This is a genomic window from Streptomyces sp. WI03-4A (assembly GCF_033792105.1).
In the GTDB taxonomy this organism is placed as follows: Bacteria; Actinomycetota; Actinomycetes; order Streptomycetales; family Streptomycetaceae; genus Streptomyces; species Streptomyces collinus_A.
In genome coordinates this window covers 92,122-102,409 of the sequence record NZ_JARAUO010000034.1, presented here as the reverse complement: position 1 = coordinate 102,409, position 10,288 = coordinate 92,122, and the positions used below count along the sequence as shown (strand labels likewise).

The following is a 10,288-nucleotide window of genomic DNA, read 5'->3' as shown; positions in this document are numbered from 1 at the left end:
GGGCCGGGCCGCCGCCCTGGGCACCCGCGCCGCCCCGGCCGGCGGCACCGGCCTGGGCGGACGGCGCCGCGGTGCTCTCCGGGTCCTCCGCGTCCAGCAGCCGCACGGCGTGCCGGCCGAGCTGGGCCACCAGCGCGCCCGGCAGCCAGGGGTCGCGGGACCGGCCGCCGGCGACGGTGTCCTCCGCTCCGGTCAGCTCCAGGATCCGGTCCAGGGAGGGCCGGGCGGCGGGGTCCTTGCGCAGGCAGTCACGGACGAGGTCCGCGATCCCCTCCGGCAGCCCGTCGAGGTCCGGCTCCTCCTGGGCGATCCGGAACATCAGCGCGTGCACCCCGCTGTCGCTGCTCCCGAAGGGGAGCACGCCGGTGGCCGCGTAGGCGAGCACCGAGCCGAGGCAGAAGACGTCGCACGCGGGCGTGATCCGGTCCCCGCGCACCTGCTCGGGCGCCATGAACCCCGGCGACCCGACCAGGGAGCCGGTCCGGGTCAGCCCGTCCCCGGCCAGCGTCTCCATCGCCCGCGCGATCCCGAAGTCGATCACCCGGGGTCCGTCGATGGTCACCAGCACGTTGGACGGCTTCAGGTCCCGGTGCACGATCCCGGCCGCGTGGATGTCCTTCAGCGCGTTCGCGAGCCCCGCCGCCAGGATCCGCACCGACCGCTCGGGCAGCGCCCCGTGGTCGTGCCCGACGACCTGCTGCAGGCTGGGCCCGGCCACGTACCCGGTGGCCACCCAGGGCACCACCGCCTCGGTGTCCGCGTCGAGCACGGGCGCGGTCCAGTAGCCGCCGACCCGCCGCGCGGCCTGCACCTCCTGCCGGAAGCGCGCCCGGAACTCCTCCTGCTCGGCCAGCTCCTGGCGGACCAGCTTCACGGCGACCGTACGGCCGCGGTCCGACCGGGCCAGGTAGACCTGCCCCATGCCACCCGCGCCGAGCCGCGCCAGCAGCCGGTACGCCCCGATCCGGTGCGGCTCCTCCGCTCCCAGCTTCTCCATCCCCGCGCCGCCTTCCCCCCATAGGTCTGCAACGGACCGAGGATAGTGCGGCGGCCGGGGGCGCCGTGCGGAGCGGGCTCTACGGTTGCGTAACGGCGACAGCCGGGCGGCCGGTACCCACCGCGGCCGCCCGCCGACTTCGACAGTCTGTCGCGGAAACGCCCCGCCCAGGGAACAGGACGCCCATGCCGCGTCCGTATCGCGGGCATTTACCCTCGCCCGCATGACCCCTCAGCCCAACCCCTCAGCCGGCGCCGCCGTGAAGGCCGCGGACCGCGCGCACGTGTTCCACTCCTGGTCCGCCCAGGACCTCATCGACCCGCTCGCCGTCGCAGGCGCCGAGGGTTCGTACTTCTGGGACTACGACGGCAAGCGGTACCTGGACTTCACCAGCGGGCTCGTCTACACGAACATCGGCTACCAGCACCCCAAGGTCGTCGCGGCCATCCAGGAGCAGGCCGCGAGGATGACGACCTTCGCGCCCGCCTTCGCGGTCGAGGCCCGCTCGGAGGCGGCCCGGCTGATCGCCGAGCGGACCCCCGGCGACCTGGACAAGATCTTCTTCACCAACGGCGGCGCCGACGCCGTCGAGCACGCGGTGCGCATGGCCCGGCTGCACACGGGCCGCCCCAAGGTGCTCTCCGCCTACCGCTCGTACCACGGCGGCACCCAGCAGGCCGTGAACCTCACCGGTGACCCGCGCCGCTGGGCCTCCGACAGCGGCAGCGCCGGCGTCGTCCACTTCTGGGCGCCCTTCCTCTACCGCTCCCGCTTCTACGCCGAGACCGAGGAGCAGGAGACCGCGCGGGCGCTGGAGCACCTGGAGACGACGATCGCCTTCGAGGGGCCGGGCACGGTCGCCGCGATCATCCTTGAGACCATCCCCGGCACCGCCGGGATCATGCTGCCGCCGCCCGGCTACCTGGCCGGGGTGCGCGAGCTCTGCGACAAGTACGGGATCGTCTTCGTCCTGGACGAGGTCATGGCCGGGTTCGGCCGGACCGGCGAGTGGTTCGCCGCCGACCTGTTCGGGGTCGTCCCGGACCTGATGACCTTCGCCAAGGGCGTGAACTCCGGGTACGTGCCGCTCGGCGGTGTCGCCATCTCCGGGCGGATAGCGGAGACCTTCGGCAAGCGGCCCTACCCCGGCGGGCTCACCTACTCCGGGCACCCGCTGGCCTGCGCCGCCGCCGTCGCGACGATCAACGCCATGGCGGAGGAGGGCGTCGTCGAGAACGCCGCGCGGCTCGGCTCGACGGTCCTCGGCCCGGCCCTCGCCACCCTGGCCGAGCGCCACCCGAGCGTGGGCGAGGTGCGCGGCACCGGCATGTTCTGGGCGCTGGAGCTGGTGCGGAACCGGGAGACCCGGGAGCCGCTCGTGCCGTACAACGCGGCCGGCGAGGCGAACGCCCCCATGGCCGCCTTCGCGGCCGCCGCCAAGCAGCACGGGCTGTGGCCCTTCGTGAACATGAACCGCACCCACGTGGTCCCGCCGTGCAACGTCACGGAGGCCGAACTGAAGGAGGGGCTCGAGGCCCTGGACGCGGCGCTGAGCGTGGCCGACACGTACACCGTATAGCCGAACTCGAACTGCCCCGCGCGGAACCCGAACGCGTAAGGTGACGTGCTCGTAAGTGAGGACGAGTACGTCACCCGCACGTGTGAGGAGAGGTCCGGACGATGCCCGGCAACGGCGGCGCCGTGACGCGCAGCACCCTGCGCCAGCAGATCGCGGACGCGCTGCGTGACGAGGTGCTGGCGGGCCGTCTCACGCCGGGCCGGGCGTTCACCGTCAAGGAGATCGCCGACCAGTACGGCGTCTCGGCCACCCCGGTCCGCGAGGCGCTGGTCGACCTCTCCGCGCAGGGCATCCTGGAGGCCGACCAGCACCGCGGTTTCCGGGTCCCCGAGTACTCGCTCGACGACTACCGGAACATGATCGAGGCCCGGTCCCTGGTCACCGACGGCATCTTCCAGTGCCTGACCGCCGGGCACCCGGCCTTCACCGACACCGAGAACCCGCGGACGGTGTCCGCCCTGGCGGCGGTGCGCCGGCGCGGCGAGGAGGCGCAACGCGCCTCCGCGTCCGGTGACCTGACCGTGCTGATCGGCTACGACCTGCGGTTCTGGCGCGAGCTGAGCGGCCTGTTCGGCAACCCTTACCTGGCCGACTTCCTGCACCGGCTGCGCGTGCAGTCCTGGGTGTGCGCGGTGCAGCACCTGCGCCGGCTGCCCGACGTGCGCGGCCGGCTGTGGGCCGGGCACACCGAACTGGTCGACGCGCTGGCCCGCCGCGAGGCCGACACCGCCCGCGCGATCGTGGCCGCCGCCAACGAGCACGCCCTGGCCCTGGTCGAACGGCTGGCCGCCGAGTGAGCGGCGCGGCGGAACACGGCGTGCGCATACCCCGCCGGCGGACCGCCGACGGCGCTCCCGGCCAGGTCGGGCTCTCCGTCGTGATCCCGGCCTACAACGAGGAACAGCGCCTCGGCCCCACCCTGGAGGCCATCACCCACTACCTCGCCGCGTACGAGGACACCTGGGAGGTGATCGTCGCCGACGACGGCTCGACCGACGGCACCCGCGAGGTCGGCGCCCTCGACCATCCCCGGGTACGCCTCGTCACCAGCCCCGGCAACCGCGGCAAGGGGCACGCGCTGCGGCTCGGGGTCGCCGCCTCCCGCGGCCACCGGGTCCTGGTCACCGACGCCGACCTCTCCGCGCCCATCGAGGAGCTGGAGCGCCTGGACGAGGCGCTCGGCGGGGGCAGCGCGGCGGCGATCGCCTCCCGCTCGGTGCCGGGCGCCGAGATAGCCGACCGGCAGCACCGGATGCGCGAACTGCTGGGCCGCGCCGGGAACTTCCTGATCCGCCGCACGGCCGTGCCCGGCATACGGGACACGCAGTGCGGCTTCAAGCTGTTCGAGGGCGACCGGGCCCGCGCGGCCTTCGGCGCCGCCCGCCTGGACGGCTGGGGCATCGACGTGGAGGTGCTGCACCACTTCCACCGCGCCGGCTGGCCGGTCGCCGAGGTCCCGGTCCGCTGGAGCCACCGCCCCGGTTCCAAGGTCGGCCCCCTGGACTACCTCCGGGTCCTCGCCGACCTGGTCCGCATCCGGGCCCGTTCGCTGCGCCCCGCCGACCTGTTCGCCGCCGTGCTCTTCCTGGTGATGTCGGTGGCCCTGTACTCCGGCCGCTTCTTCGACCCCTCCCACCGCTATCTGACCGACTCCATGCAGGACCAGAACCAGTGGGAGTGGTTCTTCGCGGTCACCGCCGACAACGTCGCCCACCTGCGCAACCCGCTCTTCACCGACCTCCAGGGCTTCCCGGACGGCGTCAACCTGATGGCCAACACGGTGATGCTGGGCCTGTCGGTGCCGTTCACGCCGGTCACCCTGCTGTGCGGGCCGGCCGTCGCGCTCAGTGTGTGCATGGCGCTGGGCCTGGCCGCGACCGCGGGCGCCTGGTACTGGCTGATCGTGAAGCGGATGGTGCGCCGCCGCACGGCCGCGTTCGTCGGGGCGTCCCTCGCCGCCTTCGCGCCGCCGATGGTCAGCCACGCCAACGCGCACCCCAACTTCGTCATCCTGTTCATGGTCCCGCTGCTCGTCGACCGCGCGCTGCGCCTGGCCGGCGGTGCCCGGGTGGTCCGGGACGGGATCGTGCTCGGACTGATGGCCGCCTACCAGATCTTCCTCGGCGAGGAGCCGCTGCTGCTCGCCGCGATGGGCATGCTCCTGTTCGCCGCCGCCTACGGTGCCGTGCGCCGGGACGTGGCGCGGGCGGCCCTGCGGCCGCTGCTGACCGGCCTGCTGATCGCCGGGGCCGTCTGCCTGCCGCTGGTGGCGTACGCGCTGTACTGGCAGTTCGCCGGGCCGCAGAGCTACGCGGGCATCGCGCACGGCGACAACGCGGGCAACAGCCCGCTGTCCCTGCTCGCCTTCGCCGAACGCTCCCTGATCGCGGGCGACGCGCAGACGGCAGGCCGGCTGGCGCTGAACCCGACCGAGCAGAACGCCTTCTACGGCTGGCCGCTGGTCGCCGTCGCCTTCGCCGTCGCCGTACGGCTGTGGGACCGCGCTCTGGTCAGGGCGCTGGCGTTCACCGCGGTGGCCGCGGCCGTCCTCTCCCTCGGCCCGAGGATCCGCATCCCGCTCACCGACACCGTCCTGCCCGGCCCCTGGGCCGCGCTCGCCCACCTGCCGCTGTTCGAGTCGGTCATCGAGGGCCGGGTGGCGATGATCTGCGCCCCGGCGCTGGGCATGCTCCTCGCGCTGGCCCTGGACCGTGCCGCCGCCTCCACGACCCCGTCCAGCCGGCACCTCGGCGTGCTGGGGGTGGCCTTCGCGCTGCTCCCGCTCGTCCCGGCCCCGCTGAAGTCCGTCGACCGGGTCGCGGTGCCCGCGTTCGTCACGGACGGGGAGTGGAAGTCGTACGTGCGGGACGGCGAGTCACTGGTCCCGGTGCCGCTGCCCGACCCGGGCGCCGCCGAGGCCCTGCACTGGCAGACGGCCGCCCACCTGGGCTTCAGACTGCCCGGCGGCTACTTCAACGGCCCCTACGGCGAGGACCGCGTCGGCATCTACGGCGCCGCCCCGCGCTACACCGCCAACATGCTCCGGGACGTCCGCTACACCGGGCTCGTCCCGGTCATCGGCAAGAACTGGCGGGCCCAGGCGCGGCGGGACTTCGCCTACTGGAAGGCGGGCGCCCTGGTCCTGGCCCCGCAGCCGAACGACGGCGCCCTGCGCACGGTCCTGAAAGACCTCACCGGCCACGACGGCAAGTGGACCGGTGGGGTATGGGTATGGGACCTGCACAAGGGGAACTGACCCCGGTCGCCACCGACTACCCTTCCCTGACCACCTGCTGCCGTGCGTGAACGCGCGCCTGCCGATGCGAGGAGCTCTCTTTGGCCTGTGACCTGTGGCTGGTACCGCTCGTCGACGTGTTGTGCCACACCCCGGACAACCCGTTCGCCGAGGAACTCGCGCACTACAACGACGCACTGGCCGCGGCCGGGCTCCCGCCGGTGCCGGTGTACCAGTACATGCCGGGCCTGTCCGGCGAGGTCGCCCCGGTGGCCGGCTTCGACTACGACGCGCTGCACTTCCTGCGCCGGGTGTACCTGCTCCAGGTGTGCGGGCTGCCGGTGACGCCGGTGGACGAACTCGGCGGCGACTACGAGCAGCTGCTGGAGATGTTCGAGGCGACGGCCCAGCAGTCCCACCTGGTCTGGCACTACGACCACGCGGGCGCCTACGTCCCGGTCGACTTCCCGCACCCGCTGTCCAACGAGGAACTGCTCGCCGGCGGCGGCCCGCTGGGCTCCTCGCAGGCCCTGCTGCGGGAGCTGGAGTTCGTGGCCCCGTCGATCGGCATCGATCCGGCCAATCCGCCGGCCGCGCCGGAACCGCCCTCCGCCCCGACGGAGCTGGAGGAACCGGCGGTCCCGGCGCCGTACGACCCGAGCCCCTTCGCCCGCGAACGCCACGTGTGGCTCGGCCTGCACGCGGCCGCGACGCGCTCGCTGGCGCAGGGCTCCATGATCGTGTTCAGCTGAGCCCGTCGCCGCACGGCCAGCGATCCGGCCCCCCGCCGAGCACCGAGCGCAGCAGCAGCGTGTGCACGAACCGGCCGGGGGCCGTGGGCGGGTACCGCCAGGCGAGCGGCCACGTCTGCCCCTCCAGCGCGGGCACCGGGATGAAGCAGACCCGGTACGGGCCGCTCGTCAGCCGGGTCACCTCCGGGGGCCAGCCGCGGTGGCCCGTGCTGCCCGCCGCCACGAGGAAGTAGACGCACCGCCGCCCGCTGCCCGACTCCACCACCGGCCCCGGGTCGCCCCCGGTCATCCGGGCCAGCCGGTCGGCGACCTCCCGCCCCCGGTCGCCATCGAGCCGCACGGCGTCGAATTGGACTCCCGCCTTGCGGAGTTGGACGCCGGTGGCAGGAACCCATTCCAGGGCGGGGTGACTTTCCGTGTTCATGGGCCCAGTGTCAGTGGGCGTCGCTACCGTCTTCCATGACTCTCCGTCGACCCTTCGCAACGGTCGGGAGTCGGGGCGGAGTGTCGATGACCGGTTGAGTTCGGTTGAGTCCGGGGGTGACCGCGATGGCGCGGGCGGAGAACAAGGTGGAGGCGGGCGGTACGGCGCATCTCGTCGCCGCTCTGGCGAAGGCACTGCGCGAGCAGCAGAGCCTGACGCAGGACGAGTTGGGCAGGCGGATCGGCTACACGGGCTCCGCGATCAGCGCGATGGAGACGTGCGCCCAGCCGGCCAGCGACAAGATGCTGGTGGCCCTTGAGGAGCAGATCGGGGGCGGGCTGGGAGTCTTCGAGAAGGCGCGGAAGTTCATGCTGCTGGACAAGTACCCGCCGCAGTTCAAGAACTTCGCGTTGATGGAGGCGGAGGCGGTGACGCTTTCCTCGTACCAGACGTTCGTGGTCGACGGCCTCTTCCAGACCCCGGCCTACGCCCGGGCGCTGATCGGGGGCGGGTTTCCCCGGCTTCCCGAGACGAAGGTGGAGGAGCTGGTCGAGGCCCGTATCGCTCGCAGGGCGCTGTTCGACAGGGATCCGCCTGCCATGGTCGAGCTGATCCTCGACGAGTCGGCACTCAGGCGGCCGTTCGGAAGCTGGGAGATCCTGCGCGAGCAATTACGCTCGCTTGCCGAGGATGCCGAGAGGGACAATGTCAGCGTTCAAGTGATGCCGATGGAACGGGCGTTGAGGGGCGGCCACGCGGGTGCTCACGGCAGCATGGTGCTGGTCGTGACGAAGGACCACCACCACGTGGTCTACCTCGAAGTGGAGGACCAGAGCGTCCTGGTCAGCGATCCGCCGACGGTGGCTCCCCTCTCACACCGTTATGCAAAGATCCGCACACAGGCTCTGAGCCCGGACGACTCGCTGAGCCTCATCCGAACGCTGGCGGGAGAAGAGCGAACATGACCGGCACCCTGCAGTGGCACAAGTCGAGTTACAGCGACGCCGGGGGCGGGCAGTGCCTCGAAGTCGCCCGCACCCCCGGCCTCATCCACATCCGGGACTCCAAGAACCCCGACGGCCCCCGACTCACCGTCTCGCCGGGGGCCTGGGCCGGATTCCTCAGAACACCGGCGTTCCCGCCTGCGTCAGCTTCCAGTTGGTGACGGCGAAGTCCGCCGGGTCGAGCGTCTTCTTCGTCGTCACGTAGTCGATCATCAGCTGGCGGATCTCGTTCGTGGAGCTGTAGGCGATCTCCGCCGAGGCGATGTGCGGGTATCCCGAACCGCCGTTGGCGCGGTAGTTGTTGACCGCCACGACGAAGACCTGGTCGTCGGCGACCGGGGCGCCCTCATAGGTCAGGTTCCTGATCCGGGAGCCCTCGGGCTGCGCGATGTCGATGTCGTACGAGACGCCCGCCGCCGTGTCGTACATGTAGTCCCAGAAGCTGTTGGCGTTGGTGAGGGTCGCGGTGTCGACCGCCGTGCCGGCCGGGACCTGGTGGTAGTACTTCGCCGCGTACTCCAGGTAGTCCTTGAGCTGGGCGCCCGTCAGCTTCTTGCCGTAGAGGGTGTTGTCGTAGATGTAGAGGCCGGCGATGTCCTTGATGGTGACGCTGCCCCGGGGGATGTCCGCGGTGCGGCTGAAGGGTGCCGCCACCGAGATCAGCGGGAGCGCCGCGTCGGCCGTGGACAGGCCCGCCTTGACCGTGTCGGCCTGCACCTTGTGGATGAAGTCCATGATCGGCACGTCCCGCCAGCAGGAGTCCGCCGCCGAGAGGTCGGCCGTGCAGGTGCCGACCGCCGTGTTCACGTACTTCACCACCAGCTCGTGGTCGGCCTCCAGGAGCTTCCTGATCTCCGGGTCCTCGGCAACGCCGCTGGGGTTGAGGGTCTGCGCCGTCTTGCCCGTCACCTTCCACTGGCCGTGGTGCAGTTCGAGCTCGAAGTCGAAGACGCTCAGCCGGTAGCCCCAGCAGTACGGCTCGGAGAGCAGGACCTCCTCGCCGGTCTCCGCGTTCTTGACGGTGTAGGACGGGACTTCCACGTGGGTGTGACCGACCAGGATCGCGTCGATGCCCGGCACCTGTTCTGCCACCAGGTTCGAGGCGTTCTCGACGTACGGGAGCGCGTCGCCGTAGGACGAGGAGCCGTCAAGACCGGAGTGGTCGGTCAGGAAGACGACGTCGCAGCCGAGCGCCCGCAGCCTCGGCACGTACTTCCTCGCCTGCTCGACCAGGCCCGGGAAGACCATCCGGCCGCCGACGTTGTCCTTGTCCCACAGGGCGATGCCGGGGTTGGTGAGGCCGAGGATGCCCACCTTGATGTCGGGTGCGCCGGGGACCCTGATGCGCTTGACCGTGTACGGCTGGAAGGCCGGGCGCAGGGTCTTGGCGTCGAGGGCGTTGGCGCCGAGCAGCGGGAAGTGGCACTGGCTCTCGAACCGGCGCAGGACGTCGATGCCGTAGTTGAACTCGTGGTTGCCGAGGGCGGCCGCGTCGTAGCGCATGTGGTTCATGGCGACGGCCATCGGGTGCCGGGGGCCGCGCTTGCCGCCCGTGCCGGTGATGGGGTCGACGCGGGCGAAGTAGTAGGCCAGGGAGGTGCCCTGGATGATGTCACCGGCGTCGACCAGCAGTACCCGGTCCTCGCCCTTGGCCTCGCGCTGCCGGCGGACGAGGGTCGCCACCCGGGCCACGCCCACGGAGTTGCCGGCCTTGTCGCTGTAGGCGGCGTCCTTGTAGTAGTCCCAGTCGAAGACGTGGCTGTGGAGGTCGGTGGTGCCGAGGATGGAGAACGACCAGGTGCGGGGCGTCTTCTCGGGCTCACGGCCGGCCGCTTCGGCGGGCGCCGCCGAGACGGTGCCGGCGGCGGCCACGGCCGCCGAGGTGACGGCCGACTTCTTCACGAACTCCCGGCGGTTCATGGGACTGACGGGCATACGGGGCTCCTGGGGTACGCGTGCGCGAGGGCGGGCGGACGGGGCGCGGCGGGACTACACGCGTAGATCGTGGCGCCGGCCGGACGGGCCCGGAACCAGGGGTGAGCCATGTCCAGGTCAAAGATGCGTCAGGGAGGCCGGCGTCAGGGGTGCCGGATGAGGCGGATCACCGGGGGCCACAGCACCCCGGCCGCCATCAGCAGCGAGGGCCCCAGGTGCACCGGGCACACCCACAGCGGGGGCCTGCCGTGCCGGACGACCTCGAAGACGGCCGGGTCAAAGCAGTCCGTGCCGCCGGCGTCGTCGCCCTCACCGCCGTACGGCCCCCGGCACCGTGCGTTCCGGTGGACGCTCATACCTCG

General features: G+C 72.0%; 10 protein-coding genes. 6 read left to right on the top strand and 4 right to left on the bottom strand.

Features of this window, described 5'->3' with window-relative positions; translation table 11 throughout:
- On the bottom strand, positions 1-997 hold a 997-nt coding region (locus tag PV343_RS28755), incomplete at its 3' end, for a serine/threonine-protein kinase (RefSeq protein ID WP_319149910.1).
- 223 nt (positions 998-1,220) lie between these two features.
- On the opposite strand from PV343_RS28755, the gene PV343_RS28750 reads away from it, so the two are divergent.
- The 4 genes from PV343_RS28750 to PV343_RS28735 all read left to right on the top strand — a co-directional run bounded on the left by PV343_RS28750 (position 1,221) and on the right by PV343_RS28735 (position 6,563).
- Positions 1,221-2,576, top strand: coding sequence for an aspartate aminotransferase family protein (locus PV343_RS28750; protein WP_319149908.1), 1,356 nt, complete (start codon positions 1,221-1,223; stop codon positions 2,574-2,576).
- A 101-nt stretch (positions 2,577-2,677) separates the two neighbouring features.
- The gene (locus tag PV343_RS28745; RefSeq protein ID WP_319149907.1) at positions 2,678-3,373 is read left to right on the top strand and encodes a GntR family transcriptional regulator; all 696 of its coding nucleotides are present in this window, start codon (positions 2,678-2,680) and stop codon (positions 3,371-3,373) included.
- Between the two features lie 20 nt (positions 3,374-3,393).
- A complete protein-coding gene (locus tag PV343_RS28740) occupies positions 3,394-5,832 on the top strand; it encodes a dolichyl-phosphate beta-glucosyltransferase (RefSeq protein ID WP_319149906.1) in 2,439 nt (812 codons plus the stop codon).
- Between the two features lie 80 nt (positions 5,833-5,912).
- The gene (locus PV343_RS28735) at positions 5,913-6,563 is read left to right on the top strand and encodes a hypothetical protein (protein ID WP_319149905.1); all 651 of its coding nucleotides are present in this window, start codon (positions 5,913-5,915) and stop codon (positions 6,561-6,563) included.
- On the opposite strand, the gene PV343_RS28730 is transcribed toward PV343_RS28735, so the two are convergent.
- A complete protein-coding gene (locus tag PV343_RS28730; protein WP_319149904.1) occupies positions 6,556-6,987 on the bottom strand; it encodes a hypothetical protein in 432 nt (143 codons plus the stop codon). The genes PV343_RS28735 and PV343_RS28730 overlap by 8 nt on opposite strands.
- Before the next feature lie 116 nt (positions 6,988-7,103).
- On the opposite strand from PV343_RS28730, the gene PV343_RS28725 reads away from it, so the two are divergent.
- Both PV343_RS28725 and PV343_RS28720 read left to right on the top strand, forming a co-directional pair.
- Complete coding sequence (locus PV343_RS28725; RefSeq protein ID WP_415923519.1) at positions 7,104-7,952, top strand: helix-turn-helix domain-containing protein; 849 nt, start codon at positions 7,104-7,106, stop codon at positions 7,950-7,952.
- On the top strand, positions 7,949-8,152 hold the full coding sequence (locus PV343_RS28720; RefSeq protein ID WP_319149903.1) for a DUF397 domain-containing protein: 204 nt from the start codon (positions 7,949-7,951) through the stop codon (positions 8,150-8,152). The genes PV343_RS28725 and PV343_RS28720 overlap by 4 nt, the downstream gene beginning before the upstream one ends.
- Here PV343_RS28720 and PV343_RS28715 read toward each other — a convergent pair.
- Entirely contained in the window at positions 8,109-9,926 is a 1,818-nt protein-coding gene (locus PV343_RS28715) for a bifunctional metallophosphatase/5'-nucleotidase (protein ID WP_319149902.1), read from the bottom strand. The genes PV343_RS28720 and PV343_RS28715 overlap by 44 nt on opposite strands.
- 143 nt (positions 9,927-10,069) lie before the next feature.
- Complete coding sequence (locus PV343_RS28710) at positions 10,070-10,282, bottom strand: hypothetical protein (RefSeq protein WP_319149901.1); 213 nt, start codon at positions 10,280-10,282, stop codon at positions 10,070-10,072.
- Between the last annotated feature and the right edge of the window lie 6 nt (positions 10,283-10,288).

Bases quoted from the DNA above. Each gene is read 5' to 3' on its own strand.
- PV343_RS28720 (WP_319149903.1), top strand. From the start codon at position 7,949: ATGACCGGCACCCTGCAGTGGCACAAGTCGAGTTACAGCGACGCCGGG.
- PV343_RS28750 (WP_319149908.1), top strand. From the start codon at position 1,221: ATGACCCCTCAGCCCAACCCCTCAGCCGGCGCCGCCGTGAAGGCCGCG.
- PV343_RS28745 (WP_319149907.1), top strand. From the start codon at position 2,678: ATGCCCGGCAACGGCGGCGCCGTGACGCGCAGCACCCTGCGCCAGCAG.
- PV343_RS28710 (WP_319149901.1), bottom strand. From the start codon at position 10,282: ATGAGCGTCCACCGGAACGCACGGTGCCGGGGGCCGTACGGCGGTGAG.
- PV343_RS28715 (WP_319149902.1), bottom strand. From the start codon at position 9,926: ATGCCCGTCAGTCCCATGAACCGCCGGGAGTTCGTGAAGAAGTCGGCC.
- PV343_RS28730 (WP_319149904.1), bottom strand. From the start codon at position 6,987: ATGAACACGGAAAGTCACCCCGCCCTGGAATGGGTTCCTGCCACCGGC.